Annotated in this window: 21 protein-coding genes and 1 pseudogene; 15 read left to right on the top strand and 7 right to left on the bottom strand. The window is 62.0% G+C overall.

Annotated elements, in window-relative coordinates:
* Positions 1-4: 4 nt before the first annotated feature.
* The 3 genes from BLV27_RS12280 to cueR all read right to left on the bottom strand — a co-directional run bounded on the left by BLV27_RS12280 (position 5) and on the right by cueR (position 1571).
* Entirely contained in the window at positions 5-454 is a 450-nt protein-coding gene (locus tag BLV27_RS12280) for a DUF411 domain-containing protein (RefSeq protein ID WP_092646394.1), read from the bottom strand.
* Positions 455-648: 194 nt separating this feature from the next.
* Entirely contained in the window at positions 649-1017 is a 369-nt protein-coding gene (locus tag BLV27_RS12275; protein WP_092646392.1) for a copper resistance CopC family protein, read from the bottom strand.
* A 152-nt stretch (positions 1018-1169) separates the two neighbouring features.
* A complete protein-coding gene (cueR, locus tag BLV27_RS12270; RefSeq protein ID WP_092646390.1) occupies positions 1170-1571 on the bottom strand; it encodes a Cu(I)-responsive transcriptional regulator in 402 nt (133 codons plus the stop codon).
* A 247-nt stretch (positions 1572-1818) separates the two neighbouring features.
* On the opposite strand from cueR, the gene BLV27_RS12265 reads away from it, so the two are divergent.
* The 8 genes and pseudogenes from BLV27_RS12265 (at position 1819) to BLV27_RS12230 (ending at position 11665) form a co-directional block, all read left to right on the top strand.
* The gene (locus BLV27_RS12265) at positions 1819-4266 is read left to right on the top strand and encodes a heavy metal translocating P-type ATPase (RefSeq protein ID WP_092646388.1); all 2448 of its coding nucleotides are present in this window, start codon (positions 1819-1821) and stop codon (positions 4264-4266) included.
* Positions 4267-4785: 519 nt separating this feature from the next.
* Positions 4786-5290: pseudogene (locus BLV27_RS20220) on the top strand (hydrolase).
* 30 nt (positions 5291-5320) lie between these two features.
* Entirely contained in the window at positions 5321-5701 is a 381-nt protein-coding gene (locus BLV27_RS12255) for a hypothetical protein (RefSeq protein ID WP_092646386.1), read from the top strand.
* A gap of 72 nt (positions 5702-5773) precedes the next feature.
* Positions 5774-6802 (top strand): BMP family lipoprotein, encoded by a 1029-nt coding sequence (locus BLV27_RS12250; protein ID WP_092646384.1) that lies wholly within the window; start codon positions 5774-5776, stop codon positions 6800-6802.
* A gap of 10 nt (positions 6803-6812) precedes the next feature.
* On the top strand, positions 6813-8324 hold the full coding sequence (locus tag BLV27_RS12245) for an ABC transporter ATP-binding protein (protein WP_092646382.1): 1512 nt from the start codon (positions 6813-6815) through the stop codon (positions 8322-8324).
* The gene (locus BLV27_RS12240; protein ID WP_092646380.1) at positions 8321-9445 is read left to right on the top strand and encodes an ABC transporter permease; all 1125 of its coding nucleotides are present in this window, start codon (positions 8321-8323) and stop codon (positions 9443-9445) included. Before BLV27_RS12245 ends, BLV27_RS12240 begins: the two co-directional genes overlap by 4 nt.
* Positions 9442-10683, top strand: coding sequence for an ABC transporter permease (locus BLV27_RS12235; protein WP_092646378.1), 1242 nt, complete (start codon positions 9442-9444; stop codon positions 10681-10683). The genes BLV27_RS12240 and BLV27_RS12235 overlap by 4 nt, the downstream gene beginning before the upstream one ends.
* On the top strand, positions 10670-11665 hold the full coding sequence (locus BLV27_RS12230; RefSeq protein WP_092646376.1) for a hypothetical protein: 996 nt from the start codon (positions 10670-10672) through the stop codon (positions 11663-11665). Before BLV27_RS12235 ends, BLV27_RS12230 begins: the two co-directional genes overlap by 14 nt.
* Here the strand turns inward: BLV27_RS12230 and BLV27_RS12225 are convergent.
* Both BLV27_RS12225 and BLV27_RS12220 read right to left on the bottom strand, forming a co-directional pair.
* Positions 11654-12586, bottom strand: a complete 933-nt coding sequence (locus tag BLV27_RS12225; RefSeq protein WP_092646374.1) for a ribose-phosphate diphosphokinase — start codon at positions 12584-12586, stop codon at positions 11654-11656. The genes BLV27_RS12230 and BLV27_RS12225 overlap by 12 nt on opposite strands.
* Before the next feature lie 4 nt (positions 12587-12590).
* Positions 12591-13241 (bottom strand): phosphoribosyltransferase, encoded by a 651-nt coding sequence (locus BLV27_RS12220; protein WP_211605509.1) that lies wholly within the window; start codon positions 13239-13241, stop codon positions 12591-12593.
* A gap of 130 nt (positions 13242-13371) precedes the next feature.
* Here BLV27_RS12220 and BLV27_RS12215 point away from each other — a divergent pair, with 130 nt between their 5' ends.
* Positions 13372-14319: a 1-phosphofructokinase family hexose kinase gene (locus tag BLV27_RS12215; RefSeq protein WP_092646372.1), complete on the top strand. Its 948-nt coding sequence runs from the start codon at positions 13372-13374 to the stop codon at positions 14317-14319.
* Here the strand turns inward: BLV27_RS12215 and ppsA are convergent.
* Positions 14316-16694 (bottom strand): phosphoenolpyruvate synthase, encoded by a 2379-nt coding sequence (gene ppsA / locus BLV27_RS12210; protein ID WP_092646518.1) that lies wholly within the window; start codon positions 16692-16694, stop codon positions 14316-14318. The two genes, BLV27_RS12215 and ppsA, sit on opposite strands and share 4 nt — an antisense overlap.
* 440 nt (positions 16695-17134) lie before the next feature.
* Between ppsA and BLV27_RS12205 the strand changes: the two genes are divergently transcribed.
* From BLV27_RS12205 to BLV27_RS12195, 3 genes are read left to right on the top strand one after another with little or no spacing between them, the layout of a single operon-like run.
* Positions 17135-18385, top strand: coding sequence for an efflux RND transporter periplasmic adaptor subunit (locus BLV27_RS12205; RefSeq protein WP_092646370.1), 1251 nt, complete (start codon positions 17135-17137; stop codon positions 18383-18385).
* The gene (locus tag BLV27_RS12200; protein ID WP_092646368.1) at positions 18378-19094 is read left to right on the top strand and encodes an ABC transporter ATP-binding protein; all 717 of its coding nucleotides are present in this window, start codon (positions 18378-18380) and stop codon (positions 19092-19094) included. The genes BLV27_RS12205 and BLV27_RS12200 overlap by 8 nt, the downstream gene beginning before the upstream one ends.
* Positions 19051-20307, top strand: a complete 1257-nt coding sequence (locus BLV27_RS12195; RefSeq protein ID WP_244504645.1) for an ABC transporter permease — start codon at positions 19051-19053, stop codon at positions 20305-20307. Before BLV27_RS12200 ends, BLV27_RS12195 begins: the two co-directional genes overlap by 44 nt.
* Before the next feature lie 67 nt (positions 20308-20374).
* Here BLV27_RS12195 and ftsH read toward each other — a convergent pair whose 3' ends face one another.
* The gene (gene ftsH / locus BLV27_RS12190) at positions 20375-22243 is read right to left on the bottom strand and encodes an ATP-dependent zinc metalloprotease FtsH (RefSeq protein WP_425283658.1); all 1869 of its coding nucleotides are present in this window, start codon (positions 22241-22243) and stop codon (positions 20375-20377) included.
* A gap of 128 nt (positions 22244-22371) precedes the next feature.
* Here ftsH and BLV27_RS12185 point away from each other — a divergent pair, with 128 nt between their 5' ends.
* From BLV27_RS12185 to BLV27_RS12175, 3 genes are read left to right on the top strand one after another with little or no spacing between them, the layout of a single operon-like run.
* On the top strand, positions 22372-23268 hold the full coding sequence (locus BLV27_RS12185; protein WP_092646364.1) for a helix-hairpin-helix domain-containing protein: 897 nt from the start codon (positions 22372-22374) through the stop codon (positions 23266-23268).
* A complete protein-coding gene (locus tag BLV27_RS12180; RefSeq protein WP_092646362.1) occupies positions 23265-23705 on the top strand; it encodes a host attachment protein in 441 nt (146 codons plus the stop codon). Before BLV27_RS12185 ends, BLV27_RS12180 begins: the two co-directional genes overlap by 4 nt.
* Before the next feature lie 9 nt (positions 23706-23714).
* Positions 23715-24239: a thioredoxin family protein gene (locus tag BLV27_RS12175; protein WP_342024848.1), complete on the top strand. Its 525-nt coding sequence runs from the start codon at positions 23715-23717 to the stop codon at positions 24237-24239.
* Positions 24240-25093 lie beyond the last annotated feature (854 nt).

The raw sequence follows: 25093 nt of genomic DNA, 5'->3' as shown, positions 1-25093 counted from the left end.
TAAGTCAGGTGTGGCGGGTGAACACCTGCACGCTGCCGTCCCGCAGGATGAGGAGCGTTTCGAAAGGATCGCGCCGCGCACCCATTTCCATGCCCGGTGAACCCACCGGCATGCCCGGAACCGTCAGGCCGAGAGCGTCAGGCTTCTCGGCCAGAAGGCGCGATATGTCGGCGGCGGGAACGTGCCCTTCAACGAAATACCCGTCGATCCGCGCCGTATGGCAGGATGACAGGTCGGGCGCGATCGACAGGCTGTTCTTAAGCATCCAGAGCGCCTCCTGCGATTGTTCGGTGACGTCGACCGAAAATCCGGCCGCGCGCACATGATCGACCCATGCCGAGCAGCAACCGCATGTCGGTGACTTCGCGACGCTCATGCGCGGGGCGGCGGCCAAGGCCGGATGCGCGAAAAGGGGCGCGCTCAGGCTTGCCACGATAAATGCTCTACGGTTCATGGCAGTTCTCTCCTTGGTCGTATTATGATTCTTAGCGGTGGGACATACGGTGCACCGTCAGGCTATTATATCGGCGGCGGCATCTTATGGCACGTGCTTGTCACTACAACGTGGCCGCAGGGGCCCAATGCCTTCACGATAAATGTGATCCGCCGAACGCCATGCGCGGGTCCCGATACCACGTCCAAAGTGTCTCAGCTTCCGATTTCGAACGAGAAGGTTCCCTCCATCGGGTGACCGTCATCAGACAGGCCGCGCCTTTCGATGGTGTAGCTTCCTCCGGGAAGCGTTGCGGGCGTCGCCTCGAACTCCGTCACCGGGGTCATGTCGTCGCTGCGGGCCAGCGCATGCTCATCGCCCGCCGCGTCGCGCAACGTGATTTCCGAGATCCGCATTGGCCGGTCTGAGGTCATGCCAACGTTCTCGGCGCTGAGTTGTAGAACGGTGCCATCTGCGGGGGTCGTCTCCTTGTCCTTGGAATGCGCTTCCGCACCTCCGGCGGCCAAGGCGATGCCCAGGATAGCCATTCCGGTTGCAATGGTTTTTCGCAGTGCCGTGCCCATGTGGAAATTTCCGTTTCTTCGATTTGATTTGTACCAGCGACCCGCCGCTCAAAGGTATCCCGGTCTGCCCGAAGCCGGCGACATGCAATGGTTCGGACGGCTGGATAAACCAGAGGTTCTTAACGACCGCCAAAGGCTTGGGACGCGTCCAGTCAGGTCGGTTTGCCCAACGTTCCCGACAGGTCGTCGAGTATCGGACAATCGGGCCGGTCGTCGCCGTGGCATTGTGACACGAGTGTTTCCAGCGTCCTGCGCAGGGCGTCCAACTCCCGGATTTTTTGGGCAATCCGATCGAGATGGTCACGCGCCAGGTCCTTGACCTCGGCACTGGCGCGGCTGCGATCAGCGTACAGCGACAACAGGGTACGGCATTCCTCGATCGAAAAGCCGAGCGAGCGGGCGCGCGCCAGAAACGTCAACCTGTGAGCCTCCCGCTCGTTGAAGTCGCGATACCCGTTGGCACCCCGCGCGGGGTGCACGAGGCCGATATCCTCATAATAACGGATCGTCTTGGTGGGCAGCCCGCTCAGGTCGGACACGTCGCCAATATTCATGTTGTCTCCTGTTTGGAGGTCATATGGGGTTCTAGTTGCGGGAAGGTCAAGGATGACTCAAACACGTGTTATCGTAGGGCACACGTGATGCGGTGTCGCTGTTCCCGCTGCGAGCGTGCGGCGGTTGAGGACACGTCCGCGATGCGGCCAATGAAATTAGCCAGGAAGGGGCATTGACCTTCCAGTTACTGGAACACCTATGTGAACTGCTGGAACTCTTCCGTCGTCATCACTGAAAGGCAGGACCATGGCCGAAACGAAACAGGCAGCAGACACCGTAACGCGCGATCCGGTGTGCGGTATGACCGTCGATTCGAATGCAGGCAAATCGACATTTGAACATTCCGGCCATGTCTATCATTTCTGCCGGGAAGGGTGCCGCGAAAAATTCGTTGCCGACCCCGAAGCCTATGCGGAGGCCAAGGATCCAGTCTGCGGCATGACGGTGAACCGAGGCAGCGCGCGTTTCATGTCCACGCACAGTGCCGAGCGGTTCTATTTCTGCTCCGATCGGTGCCAGTCCCGCTTCGAAGCGGACCCCGAGAGCTTCCTTGGGGACCGTCCCGCGCCCGAACCGATGCCGGAAGGGACGCAATACACCTGTCCCATGGACCCCGAGATCATCCGCGACGAACCCGGCGACTGCCCGATCTGCGGCATGGCGCTGGAACCGATGACGCCATCGGCGGACGCGGGCCCGAACCCCGAACTGGTCGATTTCCGGCGGCGTCTGTGGATCGGAGCCCCGCTGGCCGGGGCCGTCTTCGCAATGGAGATGGGCACGCACGTGGGTGTGCCCATTGACGAATGGCTGGGCGCGCGCTTCTTCGTCTGGCTTCAGTTCCTGCTGGCGACACCCGTGCTCTGGATCACTTGGCCGTTCTTCAAGCGCGGCTGGGCCTCGGTCGTGAACCGCTCTCCGAACATGTGGACTCTGATCATGCTGGGGACAGGGGCGGCGTACCTGTTCAGTGTCGCGACCCTGATTGCACCGGGCCTCTTCCCGGACTCGCTCAGGGGGATGAACGGCCAGCCTCCGGTCTACTTTGAAGCGGCGGCGGTGATCCTGATCCTCGTGCTGATCGGGCAGGTGATGGAGCTGACGGCGCGGGATCGGACGGGCGATGCGATCCGTGCGTTGATGAACCTGGCCCCAAAGACCGCGCGGCGTGTGACCGACGCGGGCGAGGAGGACGTCCCGCTGGATGATGTGAAGGCCGGAGACCGGTTGCGCGTGCGACCGGGCGAGGCTGTCCCCGTCGATGGCGCGCTGGTCGAGGGGCGATCATCGGTTGACGAGAGCATGATCACCGGCGAACCGGTGCCTGTCGAGAAAACCGCAGGCGACACGGTTACGGGGGGCACGCTCAACAAGACTGGGTCGTTCGTGATGGAGGCGCGCGCCGTGGGTAGCGAAACTGTGCTGTCGCGGATCGTGAATATGGTCGCGCAGGCGCAACGCTCCCGCGCGCCGATCCAGGCATTGGCTGACCGGGTTGCGGGATATTTCGTGCCCGCGGTTGTGGGCGTGTCGATGCTGGCCTTCGTCACCTGGTTGATCGTTGGGCCGGCACCGGCGCTGGCCTTTGCCGTCGTAGCCGCCGTAAGCGTCCTGATCATCGCCTGTCCCTGCGCACTCGGCCTTGCGACGCCGATGTCGATCATGGTGGCGACGGGACGCGGGGCGCAGGCGGGTGTGCTGATCCGGGACGCGGAAGCGTTGGAGCGGTTCGCGGGTGTCGATGTTCTGATCGTAGACAAGACGGGGACGCTGACCGAGGGACGGCCCAGCCTGACGGACACGGTTGCCGTCGGCGACCTTGATGCGTCGCAGGTTTTGGCCCTTGCGGCGGCGCTGGAACGGGGATCAGAGCATCCCTTGGCCGAGGCGATCCTCGCCGCTGCCGATGCCGAGGGCGCGTCGGTGCTCGACGTGACCGACTTCGAGGCCATAACCGGCAAGGGCGTACGGGGCACGGTCGACGGCACCCAGGTTGCCTTGGGTAACCCCGCCTTGATGCTGGACCTTGGCCTGTCGGTGGACGATGTTTCCGAACGGTTGGAGGCGCTGCAGACCGAGGGTAAGACCGCAATGTTGCTGGCACGCGGCGAGCAGGTCGTGGGCATCGTGGCGGTGGCCGATCGGATCAAGGAGACGACGGCGGATGCGATCAAATCGCTGCATAAGGCAGGCCTGAAGATCGTGATGGCCACCGGCGACAGCCGCCGGACGGCGGATGCGGTGGCACGGCAGCTCGGCATCGACGAAGTCCACGCCGACATCAGCCCAGAGGATAAGGGCAGGCTGGTCGCCGACTACAAGTCGAGGGGTCTGAGCGTCGCGATGGCGGGCGACGGCGTCAACGACGCGCCGGCGCTGGCCACGGCCGATGTCGGGATCGCGATGGGCACCGGGGCCGATGTCGCCGTCGAAAGCGCGGGTGTAACGTTGGTGAAGGGCGACCTGATCGGCATCCTGCGGGCGCGGCATCTTGCGCAGGCGACGATGCGCAACATCCGCCAGAACCTGTTCTTCGCATTCATCTACAATGCGGCGGGGGTGCCGATCGCGGCAGGGATTCTCTATCCTGTCTTCGGCGTGCTGTTGTCGCCGATGATCGCGGCGGCTGCCATGAGCCTGTCATCGGTGTCGGTGATCGGCAACGCGCTGCGATTGCGGGCGCTCAAGATATAGGTGTGCGGTCGCGCGTAGACTGCAAAACTTTCGGGTCTGCAAAGAAGGGTTGGACCGGGCTGATCGCCGGACCCGAAAGGGGCCTTGACGGCAGAGACGGAGCTTAGCCACTCGCGGGTGCCCAGTTGATGTCCATCAACTTTGCTTGGGCGTCTGGCAACACACTGGGTAGCAATTCCGGAAGGCACCTTGGTCGATGGAATTGAACCGATGGTATCGTGTCTTTCCCACCATGCCGGGGGATGCGCCTCAGGCTCGAGTGTCCGAGCCGATCGGTGCGGGGAACTCGCAGCCATCAGGCGGGTCGGCTCGATGTAAGTCATCGTTCTTGATGAACTGATGCGAGGGTCAGGACTGGGTACCGGCTTTCGTGTGACGGCATCAGCCCGTGCCTGCGATCAGACGGCAGGCCAAGCGGCCCGGAGACGTTTGCGAACTCCACCATTGACGGAAATCAAATTGGATTGGGGCAGACCGGTTAACCTGCTTCCAAAGGTAAGGAAACGGAGCATTTATTAGATGGAGGCCCACGTTCTTCAAAAGGTGGATGTGTCCGTCAACACGACGGGGTGCTGCCCTGAGTTCAACCCCGAGGTTTGGGAGGGGCGGCATCCCCACTTCAGGGACAATCTGTTCGTGCGAGCGACGATCCGAAGCCTTGTGCACGTCCCGGTCGACATGGGTTCCGCCTTCACCCGCGTCCAGTCGCGCATCGAAGACGTCGGCGCGCAGGATCCAGAAGGATACCTCGTCCTTAGCCGTGATCTGTCGGCGACGGAATCCGAGCATCCGTTCTCGGTGGTCCGTGATGTTCCAGACGAGGAGATGATCACCCTGAAAGGTCGTTACATCACGCGTCTTCGAAGGCCCCTATCGGCATCTGAAGGACTGGATTCACGAGATGGAGATCGCAGCGGAAGCCGTTGGCAGCACGGCCAAACTCATCTTCATGTTCTACACGACCTGTTCGCCCTGCAAACGGGCCCATGGCAGAAACTACGTCGTGGGGATCGCAGAGGTCTGACCGAAATCTTACCAACAGGAGCGTTAAGCCATGAAAGACCCCGAACTGGACGTTCTCATCAAGGAGTTGGAAACCCGAGCCGACATGACGGTCGCGGATTTCGACGCCGTTGTTCACGCCTTGGCGTTTCTGCTTCCGGAAAAGGCGGGGGACGCGGCAATGCCGCAGGTTATCAGCACCACGGACGGGGCGATGGTTGTCGCCGACGATGCCTATCCCAACTGGGCGGTGCACATTCATGGCAGGGCCAACGATCGTGACGGACATTGGCATTGCACGCTGCGTGAAAACGACAGCCGTGACAACGACGCCGTGATCGGAATCGGAAAGTCCCCGGTTCTGGCTCAGGCCATCCTCGCGGCCGTCCTGCGCCTTGCGATGGCGCTGAAGAAAGGTCCCGGCAGCACCTGATTTCATTCTGGGCGCGAAACGGCCCGCGCCCGGGACACCGAACATCATGCAGCGCGGAGGAGGTATCGGGAGATGACACATTCAAGATCGAACCTGGGGCTGGTGGTCATCGCCACGGCATCCATCGTGGCTTTGGCCGACCCGGCAGCGGCCTTCACCGCCTGCCAAGTCACCGACACGGGCGGGATCGACGACAACAGTTTCAACCAGACCGCGTGGAAGGGCGTCGAGGATGCAATGGAAGATTTCGCGATCGACGGGCGCTTCCTCGAATCCCAAGCCGAAACAGACTACGAAGCCAACATCAATTCTCTGATCGACGGCGATTGCGACATCATCATCACTGTCGGCTTTTTGTTGGGGGATGCGACCGCCAAAGCGGCGCGGGGGAACCCGGATCAACTATTCTCCATCGTCGACTTCGCCTACGATCCGACAATCGACAATGTGTTGGGGCAGGTCTACGCCACTGACGAGGCGGCGTTTTTGGCCGGATACCTTGCTGCGGGGATGACGCAAACCAAGATCCTCGGCACCTTTGGCGGCATCAACATTCCGCCGGTCACCATCTTCATGGATGGCTTTGTGAAAGGTGTGGACTACTGGAACGCTGCCAAGGGTGACGATGTCTTCGTCCTGGGCTGGGACCCAGTTGCGCGTGAGGGGCTGTTTACCAACAATTTCGATAATCTCGACGACGGGCGCGCCTATGCGCAGAACCTTTATGACGAGGGGGCGGACATCGTGCTTCCGGTGGCGGGGCCGGTGGGTCTCGGGTCGGCGACATTGGCCGACGAGTTGGGGACTGACAAGCTCAAGATCATAGGCGTGGATGCGGACCTGTTCTTCACCGATACCGAGCGGCAGCATGTCTACCTGACCTCGATCACCAAGCGCATGGACGCGACCGTTCGCGCGGTCATCGAAGATACCATGAACGGCGCGTTCGAGGGGGGTGTTCTGGTCGGCACGCTGGAAAACGGCGGCGTGGATCTGGCCCCGTTGCACGCGATGGAGGACGATGTCCCTGACGCGTTGAAGGCCGAACTGGCCGCGATCCGGGCAGGCATCATCGACGGCAGTATCCCGGTCACGGACTAGGGGCGTCCCCATGCAGGTCGAACTGAAGGATATCACCAAACGGTTCGGCCCGGTCGTCGCCAACAAGGGCGTCAACCTGACCATCCGTCCCGGCGAAGTACTTGGCCTTCTGGGCGAGAACGGTGCCGGGAAGTCGACGCTGATGAATGTCCTCTGCGGGCTTTACAGCCCGACCGAGGGCCAGATCGAGATCGACGGTGCGGCAGTGCGCTTCGACGGTCCGGGCGATGCGATCCGGGCGGGCATCGGCATGGTCCATCAGCACTTCATGTTGGTCCCGGTATTCAGCGTGGCCGAAAACGTCGTTCTGGGGGTGGAGCCGGTCGGGAGGCTTGATCGCCTGGACCTTGCCAGCGCCCGTGCCGAGGTGCGTCGCCTTGGTGAAACGTATGGTCTGGCCGTCGATCCCGATGCAATTATCGAAACCCTCCCGGTCGGGGTGCAACAGCGGGTCGAGATCATCAAGGTCCTGTTCCGGGCGGCGGATCTGCTAATTCTGGACGAGCCAACGGCGGTTCTGACACCGCAGGAGGTGGACGAATTCTTCCAGATTGTCAGGTCGTTGTCCGAAGCGGGCAAGGCGATCGTTTTCATTACTCACAAGCTGAACGAGATTTTGGAGGTTTCTGACCGGATAAGCGTGATCCGGCGTGGTGAGATCGTTGGCGGCGGCGACCCGAAGCAACTGACACGACCGGAGTTGGCCGAGATGATGGTGGGCCATCCGGTGGACTTCGACGTCGCGCGGGGGACCTTTGCTCCGGGCGAGGCCATTCTCGACGTCTCCGACCTGACTGTGCTTCGCGACGACGGTGCCGTGGCGGTCGATCATATCTCGCTTCAGGTTCGAAGCGGAGAAGTCGTGGGCATCGCCGGGGTACAGGGCAACGGTCAGTCGGCCCTGATCGAGGCGCTTGCCGGCTTGCGGCGGCCTGCGGCGGGTAGGGTGGCTTTCGACGGCACGGACATCACTTTCGCGTCGGCGCGTGCGCGTCATCGGATGGGGATCGGGCATATCCCCGAAGACCGTCAGCACGCGGGACTGATCGGTAATTTCACCGTGGCCGAGAACATGGTCCTCGATACTTACTACGACGCGCGGTTCTCAAAGGGGGCCAGCATCGACTGGGATCGCGTGACCGCAGACGCGACAAAGGTGACGCAGGCCTATGACGTGCGCACCCCGTCGGTTCGGTCCACCGCCAGTCATCTGTCGGGCGGCAATCAGCAGAAGCTTGTGGTCGCCCGCGAGTTGTCGCGTGACACCCGCTTCATCATTGCCGGACAACCGACACGCGGGCTGGACGTGGGGTCTATTGCCTATATCCATGCGCGGCTGATGGCCGCCCGGGATGAGGGTGACGGGTTGCTGATCGTCTCCTCCGAGCTGGATGAAATCCTTGCGGTGTCCGATCGCATCCTCGTGATGTTCAAGGGCCGGATCGTCGCGGAATACCACCCTCATGAGGCACATGTGGACAAGGCAGCCGTGGGCCTTGCCATGGCGGGGGCCGCGTCGTGACCGCGCCGATGGACCAAGCGGTGCGCGGCAAGCTCATCGGGCGGACCGAGGTCGAGGACCTGGTGATCGTGCCCCTGTTCGCGTTCGCGGCCGCCCTTATCCTCGGAGCCGTCGTAATGGCCGGCACGGGCGTCGATCTGGCCACGATCGGCAAGTCATATATGGCCCTTGTGGTGGGGTCGGTCGGGTCGATCAACGCGGTGTCGGAGACATTGACGGCCGCGTGTCCGTTGGTTCTGGCGGGCCTTGGGCTGGCCCTGGGTTTTCGCGCGGGCCTGTTCAACATCGGTGCCGAGGGGCAGATCATCATCGGGGGTCTGGCCGCCGTTGCCGCGGGTGTGGTCCTGGGCGACATGCCCGCAGTTATCGCCCTTCCAGGTGCCGTTCTGGCGGGGGCGATTGCGGGGGCATTCTATGCCGGGATCGCGGGCTGGCTGCGTGCGGCGACTGGTGCGCATGAAGTGATTTCCACCATCATGCTCAACCTGATTTCCTATCGCCTGCTCGACTTTCTGCTGCGCACGCCCTTTATCCAGAAAGAAGGACGCGCCGATCCCATTTCGAAATCGGTGCCCGACGCGGCCGAACTGCCGCGGCTCCTGGCGGTTTTTGATCCGAACCTGCGGCTGCATGCCGGGATATTCCTGACCCTTGTCATGGTGGTGGTCGCCTACTGGCTCCTGTTTCGCAGCAAGCTCGGCTTCGAGTTTCGCGCAAGCGGGGAAAACGCGGTTGCGGCCCGGTTTGCTGGGATCAATGCCGGTCTGACAATCGTCCTGGCCATGGCTGTCGCCGGAGCCATGGCGGGGCTTGCGGGGGCAAATCAGGTGTTGGGTGTGCTGGACCGTGCAACGCCGGGCTTCTCGGCCGGGATCGGGTTCAACGCGATCGCGGTTGCCCTTATGGGCCGCTCTCATCCGGTTGGCGTGCTGTTCGCGGGTCTGCTGTTCGGCGCGCTGGAGGCGGGGGGCCGGCAGATGCAGATCGACGCAGGGGTCAGCATCGACCTGATCGGCATCATTCAAGCGCTGATCATCGTCTTCATCGCGGCACCACTTCTTGTGCGGGCGCTTTTCCCTTGGGGCTTTCGCCGCGGGCCATCGGCGGAGGGCAAGTCATGACCGCGTTGATTGACAAGGCGCAACAACGGCACACGCGAATTACGGGAGCCATCCTGATCGTGCTGGGCGTGCTGATCGCGGTGTTCCTGGCGACGGATGCCAACGGCGTGGCCACCTTCCGATTGTCACGCCCGACCGACGTCTGGCCGGTGCCGAACCTCGTCGTGCCGGGTGGACCCTTCATCTATGTCGCGGCGGCATTCCTGACATTTCTTGGTGTGCGCCAGTATCTGCGCGGCGCGGCGCGATGGAGCGCGCTATCCCTTGGCATCGGGTTGGCTATTGCCGTGGCCGCGTTTCTGGTCTGGGCGACGGCGGGAAAATCTTTCTCACTGACCGGGATGCTTCAGGCCAGCCTGGTCCGGGCCGTTCCGATTGCGCTTGGTGGAATGGCAGGCGTCCTGTCGGAGCGTGTCGCCGTCGTCAACATCGGGATCGAGGGTATGCTGCTGGCGGGGGCGTTTACCGGCGCACTGGTCGGATCGCTGGCAGGCGGGGTCGCCGGGCTGGCGGCGGCCGTTGCGGTGGGCGGTCTGTTCGGCTTTGTTCTGGCCGCGCTTGTGGTGACCTACCGGATGGACCAGATCATCGCCGGGGTGTTCATCAATCTGTTCGTGCTGGGCCTGACCAGCTACATCTCAAGCCAGGTGTTTCAGCAGTACCGCGCGCTCAACAATGCCCCGGTCTTCCGTGCGATCGAGATCCCGGTGCTCAGCGACATTCCGGTGGTTGGCCCGGTGTTGTTCAGTCAGAACATATTCGTCTACGGGGCCTTTATAATCGCGGGGCTTGCGACCTATTACCTGTTTCACACGCGCCACGGATTGCGGGCGCGGGCGGTGGGGGAACATCCACGTGCCGCCGACACGCTGGGCATTAACGTCTATCGCACGCGCTATATCAACGTGACTGTGGCTGGCATGGTCGCGGGGTTCGGCGGTGCGTGGTTCACGCTGGGGTCGGTCGGGCGCTTTGACGAAGGCATGACGGGAGGACGCGGGTTCATCGGACTTGCGGCCATGATCTTCGGGCGCTGGCATCCGGTGGGCGCGCTATTGGCGGCACTGGTTTTCGGTTTCGCGGATTCGCTTCAGCAGAAGCTTGCCCTGTTGCGCACCCCGATCCCGTCGGAGTTTCTTGCGATGGCCCCCTATATCGCTACGATCATCGTGGTGGCCGGGCTTGTCGGTCGTGCGCGCCCGCCAGCCGCCGATGGCAAGCCATATGTCAAGGAATGAGCTGGTATCCGAAGTCCGGACCCTTCTTGCCGAGGCAGGACCGGTTGAACTGACCGAAACATCAAAGTCGTGGTTGTTCATCGGACCTGACAAGGTATTCAAGCTAAAGAAGGCGATCCGGGATGAACTCCAGGATCTGACGCACCTGCGGGAGCGTCATGACAACACGCTGACTGAAATTGACCTTAACCGCAGGCTTGCGCCCGATTTGTATCTGGGGGCTGTGCGGCTAGGGCGGAACGCGGACGGCTGTCTTGCGGCTGGCGACCCCTGCCTTAACACAATCGACTGGCTGGTCGAGATGCGCCGTTTGCCAGCGGAGCGGATGTTGGACGCACAGATTGCTGCTGGTGGACCCCATGCAATGCTGGCGAAGCATGTCGATGCGCTGGTGCCGGTGCTTGCGGCGTTTTACGGCAGTGCCCCCGCAACGCGGCTGAAGGCACCTGAACTCCTGACCGTGCAGGAGGATCAACTGGAGATGGCGCGGCAGGTTCTTTTAAACCCCCGCTTTGCCGGCCATCACCCCCGTATTCGTGCCATTCTTGATGGGTTGAACGCTTTGCGGCCAAAGATGACCGCCATGTTGGCACGACGAGTGCACGCTGGGGGCATCGTCGAAGGTCACGGCGATCTGCGGCCCGAGCATATCTGTTTTTGTGATGTCCCGGTGATCTATGATTGTCTTGAGTTCAACCGCACGCTGCGGCTGGTCGATCCGTTCAGTGAGATTGCCTTTCTCGGGTTGGAATGTGCCATGCTGGGGGCTGACTGGATCGGTCCGCATCTGATCTCGGCGCTTGAGGCGAGTATTGGCCCCGGCCCGGAGGAGCAGCTTCTGCGGTTCTATCAAGTCTGCCACGCCATTGTGCGTGCGCGTCTGAGCTTTGCGCATATGCTGGTGCCTATGCCCCGCACGCCGGAAAAATGGATTCCGCTTGGATTGCGATACCTGGAGGTGGCCGAGCGGTTACTGCCCTGAACGATTGGCCAGCCTGCGGATCGTCGTGGCCAGCGCGGGAACCGCGCTGACGACTTCGATCTGCGCCTGTTGGGCTGGCACGCTGTCCGAGACGAGAATTCTCGACACCTCACCGGACTGGAACAACGCATCAGCACCGGACGTGAACAGACCATGCGCCGCGATCGCGATGCAATCGGCGGCCTGATGCGCGTGGCACGTCCTGGCCGCAGCCAGAATGGTGCCACCGCTTGCGATGATGTCGTCCACGATCAGAACACGCGCACCCGCGACATCGCCGGACAACGCGCCTCCGGTCTGCACGCCCGCGGTTCGTCGCTTGTCGACAAACGCAAACCCCACCGGGCGATCAAGTCGCGCTTCCAAGGCTTCACGGAACAATTGGGCGCGCTTGATGCCGCCGGGATCGGGGGACAAAACGCAAACGGGCTTGTCGGCGAGGGTTGTTGCTACCGCTTTCTCGAACACGGTCGCCATGTCCAGATGGATGGTCTGGCAGCGGAACGCGTTCTGGAAGGCCATGAGATTGTGCACCTCAAGCGTGACGATCCGGTCGCAGCCGAGCGCCTCGATCAATTGCGCGACGTATCTCAGGGTCAGCGGATCGCGCGGCTTGGTGCGCCGGTCCTTGCGACTATAACAGAGATAAGGCGTCACGACCGTGATACGCGCCGCTCCGTGATCGCGCAGGACGCCCATCAGAAATAGAAGGCGGCACAGCCGGTCGTTCACGGAAAGGTCGGCCCTGCTGTGCAGGCTCTGGATGACGAAAACATCGTGGCCGCGCACCGACGTCAATGGTCGCAGCTTGCCTTCGCCGTCTTCGAATGCACGATCTTCGAGCGGGGCAAGGGCGATGGCCAACGCACGGGCCAGAGGGTCGGCAAGGTGCCGCGCCTCGGGGAGGGCGAAGAGCAGCATGGCGCTACCCCGCCCTTGGCGGAGCAAAACGGTCGAATGCCGCCCGAACGGTCGCGTCGTCCACCTGCGGAAAGGAAACGTACGCCCCGCCAACCGCACCGAAGTACGTCAGGTCACTCAGGCAGATCACCTGATCGGCAAGGCTGTGCAGACGATCTGCAATATCGTGCGGGCCAACCGGTATCGCCACGATCACGCGGCCCGGTTTGCGCGCCTTCAGGGCCGTCAGGCTGGCCTGCAAGGTGGCACCGGTTGCCACGCCGTCATCGACGACCACCACGGTCTTGCCTTGCAGGGCCAGCGGGTCGCGTCCGGAGAGGTAGCTTTGCCGCCGCCGCTCGATCTCGGGCAACAGGGTTTGGCCCATTCCCCGGACTTTATCGGCGGAAAGACCAAACTGTCGGGCAATGGCCTCGTTCACAATGACCTGTGGAACGCTTCCATCCGTCACCGCACCGATGGCCAGTTCAGGCTGACCCGGAGCCCCGATCTTGCGAACCAGCACCAGATCGAGCGGAACGCCATGCGTGGCGCAGATTTCGGCGGCCACGGGAATGCCGCCGCGCGGCAGGGCGACAACGACCGCATTGGCGGCGTCCAGTGGGGGCAGGGCGGCGGCCAACCGGCGACCGGCATCAGCTCTGTCTTGAAACATCAGCGGTCGCACGGTCATCGGCCGAACCCTTTCGCGATAAGAATATAGCCGGTTCGACCGGATCCTTTTGATTTGGCTCAAGCGCTGACCGGAAAGTTTGGAACATGGTCGTCGAAAGGGAGTGAAGCGAATGCCGGACATCCTGACCATCACGCTGAACCCGGCTGTTGATCTTGCCACGTCGGTCAAACGGGTCGTGCCGGGCCCGAAACTGTATTGTCGATCACCCCGCGTCGATCCGGGTGGCGGGGGCGTGAATGTCGCGCGCGCGATCCGCAAGCTGGGTGGGAGGGCGACAGCGCTGGTCGCAGTTGGTGGGGCCATGGGCGATCGTCTGTGCGACTTGCTGGCGGAGGAAGAAGTGCCGACGCACGCTGTCCGGGTTCGCGGAGAGACGCGCGAGAGTTTCGCCGTAACGGACGAGACCACTGGCGAACAGTTCCGCTTCAGCGTTCCCGGCGAGACACTGGGGGAGCCGGACGCGGCCCGTCTTTTGTCGGAGATCGCGGCCGCCGCGCCGGTCCATGGATTGGTCGTGCTGAGTGGGGGCGTGGCACCCGGGCTGACCGAAGAATTCCCTCAATTGATCCAGGACGCCATCGCGCCCCGCACTGACAAGCTGATCGTGGATACCTCGAAGGCACCGCTGGCGCGTCTGATTGCGCAGCCCAGGTCACCGCTCCTCCTGCTGCGGGTCGATCAGAAGGAGGCTGCGCGGGCCGCCGCCCACGCGATGGACATGATCGCCGATAGTCTGACGTTCGCGTCAGGCCTCGTTGCGCGGGGCGTGGCTGAGATAGTCGTCACCGGCAGGGGGGCCGAAGGATCGGTCATGGTGACCCGGACCGGGCGGTTCCTGTGTCAGGCTGCCCCGGTCCCCGTGCGCAGCAAGATCGGGGCGGGGGATGCCTTTGTCGGGGCCATGACGCTGGCACTGGCTCGCGGCGACCCGCCGGAGGAGGCGCTGCGGTGGGGCGTTGCCGCCGCCAGCGCGACCGTTGGCACCGAGGGCACGGAACTTTGCGATGCGGTCGAGACGGCGGCCCTTTTTCAGACGTGTTCCGTCGTCGCCTTCTAGCTGGATTCAGCCTGCGCGACGTTGCGCAGCACGTCCAAGAAGCTGTCGGGCGTCACCGAGATGGAGTCGATGCCAAACTGAACTAGGTATTTTGCGTAGGCCGGATCGTTGCTTGGAGCTTGACCGCAGAAACCGACCTTGGACCCTGCCTTATGTGCCTCCCGAATGACGGTTTCGATCATCCACAGAACGGCGGGGTCGTCTTCGCGGAACAATGGGGCCAGCGCGTCGGAATCGCGGTCTATGCCAAGCGTCAATTGCGTCAGGTCGTTGGATCCGATTGAAAATCCGTCAAACTTGGCGGCGAACTCCGCGGCGCGCAGGACATTTGAGGGGATTTCGCACATGACATAGACTTCAAGCCCGGCCTGACCGCGCTCCAACCCATTCTCCGCCATAACGGCGAGGACCTGATCTGCTTCCTCGGGGGTGCGGCAAAACGGGATCATGACGACAACGTTGTCAAAGCCCATTTTCCCGCGCAATCGCGCAATCGCCTGGCATTCCAACGCAAATCCGTCGCGGTAATTGTCGGAATAATAGCGGGATGCGCCACGGAACCCCAGCATCGGGTTTGCTTCCCGTGGCTCAAAATCGGGCCCGCCCAGCAGGTCGGCGTATTCGTTCGTCTTGAAGTCGCTCATTCGCACGATCACCGGCTTCGGATGACAGAACGCGGCGATCCGCGACAGGCCGCGGGATAATTTGTCGACGAAGTAATCGGGCTGACTGTCATATCCGGCGGTCAGGCGCGCGATTTGTTTACGTGCATCGGGGTCAGTCACACGCTCGCCATGCGCCAATGCCATGGGGTGAACGCGCACCGCGCTGTTTATGACAAACTCCATCCGCGCCAGCCCGACCCCATCCACCGGCAGGTGCCACCATCGCAGCGCCGCACTGGGATTGGCAAGGTTCAGCATGATCTTGGTGCGGGTCTTGGGCAGATCCCCCAACGTCTGTTCGGTCACAATGACCTCGGAGATTCCTGCGGTCACGACACCCTCTTCGCCGCCCGCGCAGGAAACGGTCACATCTTGTTCATCGTGAAGGACGTGCGTCGCGTTTCCGCATCCGACGATGGCCGGCAGACCGAGTTCGCGGCTGACGATGGCGGCATGCGATGTACGTCCGCCGTGGTCGGTGACAATGGCCGCCGCGCGCTTCATGATCGGCACCCAATCGGGGTCGGTCGTGCTGGTCACCAGGATCGAGCCATCGACGAAGCGATCGATTTCGTCGGCACTTTCGATGATCGACACACGCCCCGCGACCGCAGCACTTCCGACGCTGAGACCGTTCAGCAGCAGGGGGCCGGGGTCGCGCACGGCGTAGGTTTTCAATGACCCCACATCCAGGCGCGATTGCACCGTCTCGGGCCGGGCCTGCACGATATAGAGCTTACCCGTCACGCCGTCGCGCGCCCATTCCATGTCCATCGGATGACCGTAGTGGTCTTCGATGATACAGGCCTGCCGCGCCAGTGTCAGGATCTCGGCGTCGCTAAGGACGAAGTGCATTCGCTCGGCCTTGGATGTCGGCACGTTTCGCGGCGTACCGTCGCGGTCATGTATCATCTTGATCGCTTTGGCCCCGATCCGCTTTTCCAGGATCGGCACTATGTCTGGGTTGTCGAGGAATGGTTTGAAGACCTGGTATTCGTCCGGGTCGACCGCGCCTTGGACGACGTTTTCACCCAGTCCCCAGGCCGCGTTGATCAGCACGACATCCGGAAAGCCGGATTCCGTGTCGATGGAGAACATGACGCCCGACCCGCCGACGTCGGCCCGCACCATCTGCTGAACGCCGATGGAAAGCACGACCTGATCGTGGTCGAACCCTTGAATATGGCGGTAAGAAATGGCCCGGTCGGTGTACAGCGACGCGTAGCACCGCTTGCAAGCGTCCAGCAGCGCCGCTTCGCCAACAACGTTCAGGAACGTCTCCTGCTGGCCTGCGAAACTTGCGTCGGGCAAGTCCTCTGCCGTGGCGCTGGATCGGACGGCGACGGGCAGGTCCGCCTCGTTCGCCGCGCGACCGAGGGCGCGGTAGTGGGTCACGATGGCATCGGCAATCTCCTCCGGCCAGTCACCGCCAAGGATGAGCGCGCGCAGACGCTCGCCTGCCGCATGCAAGCTGACCCGACCAGCGGCAAGCGCGTCCATTTGTTCTGCGATCGCGTCGCTTAGATTGTTGTGTGCAAGGTAGGAACGAAACGCATCCGCCGTCGTGGCAAAGCCCGGCGGAACCAGAATGCCCTTCGGTCCAAGCGCGCCGATCATTTCGCCCAGAGAGGCGTTCTTGCCACCAACAAGGCCGACGTCGCCCCGCTTTACCTGCGCGAAGTCGAGGACGATATTGGAGTTCTGTGCCATGATCTGCCCTTCGTTGATGCGCTTGATCCAACTCTGGCGCGATCTGATCGCCACGTCTTGACCGCGCTCAATTTCTCCGGCCAGGGGCCGGGGCGGATCTGCGGCAATGCTCAGGTGGTTGGCGTGGCCCTTATCACTCCTCGTGCCGGTTTGAGCCGACATCGTGGTTGGCAGTCCATCGGTTCAGATATCGCGGGCCACGCGACGAGAATGGACCGCCAGTGGTGGACGGAACGTTCACCATGCGCCTGCGCCAGTTCAGCGCGACCTTCGTGGGGGGCAGCGTTCGTCATTGCGGTCTCGGAAGACCAAATCGCGCCGGGGCGGCTTGAGGTCTGCTTGCGACAACCGGGCTTATCGGCAGATTTGACTCCGATCAATCTGAGGCTCGCGTATACTCCTAAACTTAAGGGTAAGGGCGTAATCGGCGGGCTTGGGAAATGGCCAATAGAACAAACGATATTGCAACCACGCTGTTGCTGGACACGCCGACGCGTCGCCGGCGGCGCGCGCCGTTGATCGGTATGTTCGTCGTTATTGTGCTTGTTCTGGCCTATCTGGGCATGTCCATGTCCGGCCGCTCAAATGCGCCGATATACGTCACGGTTCCGGTTGCCACGGCCGACTTCGATGTGATCGTGACGGCGACCGGGACGGTCGAGCCGACCAATCTTGTTGAAATCTCAAGCGAGCTTTCGGGCACACTGGCCAAAGTGCACGTCGACTATAACGACCGCGTCAGCGTGGGCACTGTTCTGGCCACGCTTGATACCACCAAACTGGAGGCTGAACTGGCTGTCAGCAAGGCGGCGCTTGATGCAGCGATCGCGCGCGTGACGATGGCCGAGGCGTCGCGGAATGAAGCACGAGAAGTCTATGAGAATGCGGTCCGCCTGGAACAGCGCGGGGTCACGTCACGGCAGGAGTTTGTAGGAACCGAAGCACGGTTTATCCGGGCGCAGGCCGAATTACAGTCAGCCAAGGCGGACCGTGCTCTGGCAGAGGCCAATCTGGATCTGCATCAGGCCGAGTACGACAAGTCCTGCATCTGTTCCCCGATCGAGGGCATCATACTGGATCGCACCGCGGATACGGGGCAGATTGTCGCCTCGGCCCTGTCGGCCCCGGTGCTTTTCACCGTGGCAGAAGACCTTTCGCAGATGGAATTGCGCGTCGACATAGACGAGGCCGACATCGGACAGGTGCGCATGGGACAGCAAGCGTATTTCACCGTCGATGCCTATGACGACCGCCGATTTCCCGCCGAGATCGTGCAGATACGCTTCGCACCTGAAACCGTGGATGGCGTCGTGACCTACAAGGCGATCCTGACCATCGACAATGCGGATATGTTGCTGCGTCCCGGCATGACGGCGACCGCGGACATCAACGTGGCCGAAATCAGGAATGCCATTGTCGTGCCGAATGCGGCGTTGCGATACGCGCCGCCGATCATGCCGGAAAAGGACGATACGTCGAAAGAGCGCAGTGGCCTTTTGGGAATGCTGATACCCGACGCCCCCGATGCCGGTCTGACAAGGGCAAACGACCGCACCTTATGGGTTCTTGATGACGGAGCACCCCGCGAAGTCGAGATCGTGCGGGGTGCGAGCGACGGCAAGGTGACGGAGATTCTTGGCGGTGGCATTGGTCAGGATGACCGGATCATCGTGGAGCAGCTCGATGGCTGAGGCTGTCACCAAGGAGCCGTTGATTGCGCTGTCGGGCATCAGCCGTGTCTATGGCCGGGGAGAGGCCGAGGTGCGTGCGCTGGACGGGATCGACCTGACCATCAACGAAGGGGACTTCGTTGCAATCATGGGCCCCAGTGGATCGGGCAAATCTACGGCCCTGAACGTGATCGGTTGCCTGGATAGCCCGACCTCCGGTCACTACCATTTCGCCGGGACCGAAGTCGCGACTCTGACGCGGGACCAGAGGGCGCTTCTGCGTCGGCATTACCTGGGGTTTGTCTTTCAGGGATATAATCTCCTTTCCAGAACAAGCGCACTTCAGAACGTGGAACTGCCCCTGATCTACCAAGGCATGCCGCGGGCTGAACGGGCGCGTACCGCGATGGCCGCCCTGGCGAAGATGGGGTTGGAACATCGCGCCGCGCATGACCCGTCCGAGCTCTCTGGCGGTCAGCAACAACGCGTTGCGATCGCCCGCGCGCTGGCCGGAAACCCGCGTGTCATGCTTGCCGATGAACCAACTGGCAACCTGGACACCAAGCGCTCCGTGGAAATCATGGAGGTCCTTGAGAAACTAAACAAGGAGGCGGGTCTGACGATCATCATGGTCACCCATGAGCCGGACATGGCCGAGTTCGCCGAGCGCCTGATCTGGATGGTCGATGGCAAGATCGAACGTGACGGACTGGCACGCCGGGTGGTCTGACATGCTGCTGGAAACGATCCGACTGGCGATTCAGGCGATCTTTCGAAATGCGCTGCGGTCCTTCCTGACGGTTCTGGGGGTCGTGATCGGCGTCGGAGCAGTTATCGCGATGGTCACCGTGGGGCAGGGGTCAGCCAGGCAGGTGACGGCCGACGTCGAAAAGCTTGGGGCCAATACGCTCATGGTGTTGCCCGGAGAGGATCCGATGGGTGGTGGCCCGCCAGGCACCACCGTGGCGATGTTCAGTCTGAGCGACAATAACGCCGTGCACGAGCAGATATCCAGTGTCGCGGTTTCGGCCCCAATCAGCCAGACGCGGTCCCGTGTGATCTTTGGCGGCGAAAACCGTCAGACCGATGTCGTCGGTACTGACAACCGCTACTTCGAGGCCGCGCAATGGGAGTTCGCCCTTGGACGCCCGTTCTCGTCTGCAGAACTGCAATCAGGCAGGCCGGTCTGCATCATCGGGGAAACCGTGCGTGATACGCTTTTTGGCGGAACCGATCCCCTGGGCCAAACGGTACGGATAAAGAACCTGTCCTGCGAAGTTGTCGGGCTATTGAAGTCCAAGGGTGCGTCGACCTTCGGAAGCGATCAGGACGATTTTGTTATCATGCCGCTGCGGACATTCCAGCGCCGGATCGCGGGGAACAGCGACGTTTCGGTCTTGTTCGTTTCGGTGCGCGATGGCGTGTCGACCAAGCGCGCCGCCGAGGAGATAGAGGCGCTGATGCGCCAGCGCCGCCGGATCAGCGCGGGCGAGGCGGACGATTTCGACGTCATCGACATGAAGCAAATCGCGACCATGCTGTCGGGAATCACCGATATCCTGACCGGGCTTCTTGCGGCCGTCGCGATGGTCAGCCTTCTGGTCGGTGGGATCGGGATCATGAACATCATGCTCGTGTCCGTCACCGAGCGCACGCGCGAGATCGGCATTCGCCTGGCCGTGGGGGCGCAGGCCAGCCAGGTCCTGATGCAGTTCTTGGTCGAGGCGATCGTGCTGTCGCTGGTCGGCGGGGTGATCGGCGTCGTCCTCGGCCTTGCGTTCGGATACGCCGGGGCACGCGCGCTGTCGGTTCCGTTCAAGCCGGACATCTCCATCATCCTGATTGCTTTTGCATTTTCTGCGGCTGTGGGCGTTGTGTTCGGTTACTTTCCGGCCCGCCGTGCGGCAAGGCTCGACCCGATAGAAGCGCTGCGCCACGAGTAACCGGTCGCGCCACGCCAAACGTGTCGGTCTGATTGATCATGACCGCCCGGAGGCCTCTGCAGGTCTGTCAGGTCGGGCGTGATCTATCATGCAAGGGGGTGACGTTATCCGGGTCAAGACATTTGCGGATGGCGTTTGCGTCAAGCGTCTCCTCCCGTTCGAGTTCTGCGGCAAGCGCGAGGAGCTCGCCTTCATGATTGGTCAATATCGCGGTTGCCGTCGCCTCGGACTCCTTGAGCAGCGCGAGGACTGCGGTGTCGACGCGGCCAGCCGTGGAATCAGCGAAATGTCGGGGTTTTGCGATAGACTGGCCAAGGAATGGGTGATCTTCGCTTTCACGCAGATCAATTGGCCCCAGGTCTTCGTCCATGCCCCAGCGCGCGACCATCGCCCGCGCCAGCGACGTTGCGCGATGGATATCGTCGTCGGCCCCCGAGCTTACGGATTTCAACACCAGCCGCTCTGCCGCACGTCCCGCCAGCAAGGTGGCGAGTTGCGCTTTAAGATATGGCTCGGGCAAGGTATGACGCTCGTTCACCGGCAGCATGTGCGTCCCTCCAAGCGCCTGACCGCGCGGAATGATCGTGACTTTATAGAGCGGATCGGCATCGGGCAGAAAATGGGCGACTGCAGTGTGGCCCGCCTCATGAACGGCAAGGCGATGTTTCTCGTCGGGTTGAATCGCAAGCGTGCGGACGGTGCCCATCATCACCTTGTCACGGGCCTCCTCGATATCGGCGGCCCGGACCATATCTCCCGATGTCCGCGCCGCCGTGATCGCCGCCTCGTTCAACAGGTTCTTGAGGTCGGCCCCCGAAAATCCGGGCGTGCCGCTGGCCACCGTGTCCAGATCGACTTCGGGGGCAAGGGGCAGATCCTTGGCATGAATATCAAGGATCGCGCGCCGGGCCGCCTTGTCGGGCAGGTTCAGTGTAACATGCCGGTCGAACCTTCCGGGGCGTAGAAGCGCGGAATCGAGCACGTCGGGCCGATTTGTCGCCGCAAGGACGACGACCGCCTCCTTGCCCGAAAACCCGTCTAGTTCCGCAAGGATCTGATTAAGTGTCTGTTCGCGTTCGTCATGGCCGCCGCCCAGCCCCGTGCCGCGGGTGCGCCCGATGCTGTCCAATTCATCGATGAAAATAATCGACGGTGCCGCTGCCCGCGCTGCCTCGAACATCTTGCGGACGCGTCCAGCCCCCACACCGACAAACACCTCGATGAATTCGGACCCGGATGTCGAGAAGAACGGCACCTCCGCTTCGCCGGCCAATGCCCTTGCCAGTAGGGTCTTGCCGGTGCCTGGCGGGCCCATCAGAAGAACCCCGTGCGGCACCTGCGCACCAACGCGGGCAAACCTTTCGGGTTCGCGCAGAAATTCGACCAGTTCCGAAACCTCGCGTTTCGCGTTGTCCTGGCCGGCGACGTCGGCAAACGTGATTTTCTGCTTGGATTCCGACGGTTTCTCGAACCGTCCGGACATCAGGCCACCCATTCCGCCGGGCAGGCCGGTCAGCCCGGATCTCATGCGCCGCGTCAGCCAGATAAAGAAACCAATTAGCACGACCCACGGGAGTAACATCGACAAGATCGACGGCCCCCCCGCATTGACGGCCGTGACCGCCACACCGTTTTCTTCCAAGAGCGGCAGCAGATCCGGGTCGTTTTGCACGGGGACAATCGCGCGGAGCTGTGGCGCGCCCGCACTTGCTTCCTTTAGTGTTGCGAGGATTGTCGACTCGCTCAGCAGCACGTCCTGGATCGCGCCCTCTTCCACGCGGGCTTTGAAGGCGCTGTAGGAGACCGTCTGCGTCGAGGAGTTGTCTTCCAGCCACGGCAAGATGGCCATGCCAATGGCAAACGCCGCCAGCACGATCCAGCCCCATCTTGCTGGCGGCTTGTTTTCCGGCTCTGATCCGTTGGTCAATTCACCCACTCCTGCGGCGCAAATCCTGTGGAACAGTGTGGTGCAGGCACGTGCGAATGCCTTGAGCAAGATCAACCGGCAGGGGTCCCTGCCGCGCTATCGTGGCGACAGATCAATCAGGCAGGAGTTCTTTGGAGATGTCAGCGTCACTGCCGAACGATGAAAATGCTTTCATCGCGCAGAAGCTGAGAGAGATCGCCGATCTGCTGGAAGCTCAGCATGCGGAACTATTTCGTGTGCGCGCCTACCGCGAGGCAGCGGACTACGTCTCCGGGTATCCCGGTTCATTGCGCGACGTGCTAGCGAACGAGGGGCGGCGTGGCTTGGAGGCGCTGCCAACCATCGGCCGGACGATCGCCGCCGCAATCGAGGAGTTGCTGGAAACCGGACACCTCAGCCTGATCGACCGGCTGCGGGGCGATGTGGACCCCATGAGGGTGTTCCAGACCGTGCCGATGATCGGCCCGAAGTTGGCCGAGAATATCCACGACATGCTCGACGTCGATACGTTGGAAGCGCTGGAAGCGGCAGCGCACGATGGGCGGTTGGAAGCATTGCCGGGCATCGGGCCGCGACGGGCGCAGGCGATCCGACATTCCCTGGCCGAGATACTGGCCCGTCGCCGTCCACGCCTTGCCGAGCCGGTCGCGCCGGCACCGCCCGTCAATCGCGTTCTGGACGTCGATGCGGAGTATCGCCGCAAGGCCGCTGAAGATGTGCTCCCGAAGATTGCACCGCGCCGCTTCAATCCGTCCGGGACCGCGTGGTTGCCGATCCTGCATACCCGGCGCGGTCCATGGCGGCTTACCGCGCTTTATTCTAACACGCCGAACGCACATCGGCGTGAGCGTACCCGGGATTGGGTCGTCGTCTACTACGAACGCGATGGAATGCCAGAGGGTCAATGCACGGTCGTGACTGCCACCCGCGGACCATATGCCGGTCGACGCGTGGTTCGCGGGTACGAGGCGAACATGCGCGCGCCCACGCCTGAGCGTGGCCCCCAACAGATCCCGAAAGGCCAAATTCAATGAAACGCACAAAGACTTGGGTCATCGTTGCCGATGGCCAAACCGCACGCCTGTTTGACCTGCCGTTCGACCGGCGCAAGCCCCTGATCCCGCTTGAAGATCATGTTTGGGACGCACTGCCGACGAATGCGCCTGCGGATGCTCAGGGTGTAACCCATTCAAGCGTGGGCTCTTCGCAACATCGGTTGGCCCCCCATAACGCACCCGACAAGGGCCCGGACGGCTTCGCAGGAGAAATTGCCAGCAGGTTGGCGGCGTCTTTGAAGTCCGGGGCATTCGAAAAGCTGGTCGTTGTCGCGGCACCCCGGATGATGGGCTTTCTGCGTGACCGACTGGATGCTGAGACGCGGGCCAGTATCTGGATGGAAATCGACAAGGATTTCACGCAGATGCCGCTTGAAAAGATCGACGCTGCATTGAGAAAACACCTTTTCTCCTGACGGCGGAGCATGCGTGATGGCTTAGCCCGAACGTTCCGCGTGCCAAGGATATATGACGCAAGGGCCACTGGCAGGGGCCGGAGATTGGGAGTTGGAGAGATGCAGGACGTCGTGAATCTGACATGCCTTGCCTGCGCGCAGGTGAACCGGGTGCCGACTGCAAGGCTTGGCGCGCGCCCAAAGTGTGCGACATGCGGGGCGGCCTTAAACGATGGAGAAGTTGCTGCAATTAATGCTCAGGTCCACGACAAGGCCACGCGCACGGACGGCCTTCCGCTACTCGTGGATTATTGGGCTTCCTGGTGCGGTCCCTGCCTGATGATGGCCCCGGAATTCGCCAAGGCGGCCGCATCGCTCCGGTCAAGGGTCCGCCTTGCAAAAATCGATACACAAGAGTTCAGCGGCGTGTCGCAGCGGCTCGGGATCCGTGGCATCCCGCTCCTGATCCTATACGCCAATGGTCGCGAGGTGGCGCGTCTCTCCGGGGCACGTCCGTCGGACGAGATTGTCGATTTCGTGCAGCAGCATCAGTAGACAGCCAGCATCTTTGAGTGCCGGGGTGCAGCCCTATTAAAGCAGTGTTCAGAAAGACGGTTATTGCAGGGCCTTCGACACGTGCCGTCGGCCGATATTGCAATCACCCCGATTGCCGGGTGCTAGTACGTCGATCTATGTCACTTGCCCTTTCTTCAGCTGATGGGGTTCCTGCAAATACATTGACGCTGGTGCAACCGGTTTCTTTCTTTGCTTGATCCGCGATGCACGTAAAAGTTCAAACCTCTGAACTTAACTCTTGCGATTGCATTAAGTTACACCTGATCGAACCGCCAGAAAGCCCGACGCAGAAAATTTGGCTGCCCCGTTGCTATTCGGATGAGAGGTGCGACAGCTATCCCGTGCATTTGGTCTCACTTTGCCGGAAGGCGTCAGAGCCTCGCGTATCAGCCTCTCGTCGATATCATCACGCAGTTCCATACGTAGATCGCATGGATCGTTGGAGGTCGGTCGATTGCCAATTCATGGACACCTACGCGGTTCATTATAACCCATGCAGCGCCTCGGGTCGATCTGGCGCGTTCAGCGATATCCTGCCGTCTTGCGAACTTCTTCAGGTGTCTTGACGCAGATCAACGGTCAGCCCCGCGAACGTCTCTAGCTGTATCATCATGTTCGTCCGTATTCATGGTGGAGGTGGGAGGCGCGACATGAACAATAACTGCGGAAAAATTGATGTAATGGGAGTTTTTGGACCGGGTGCCCATGCGATCAGGCCCCGTCCCCGTCCGGGCCGCGATGACGTTCCCGTCACGTTGCAAAACTATCTGAACATTCTGGGGCCAACGCCGAAGCGGTGTCTTGAAGCGCTGGCGGACCTGGGCCTATCGGAT

The sequence above is a fragment of the Jannaschia faecimaris genome, assembly GCF_900107415.1.
In the GTDB taxonomy this organism is placed as follows: domain Bacteria; phylum Pseudomonadota; class Alphaproteobacteria; order Rhodobacterales; family Rhodobacteraceae; genus Jannaschia; species Jannaschia faecimaris.
Note: the sequence above shows the minus strand (reverse complement) of the source record. Positions and strands in the feature narration are given on the sequence as shown.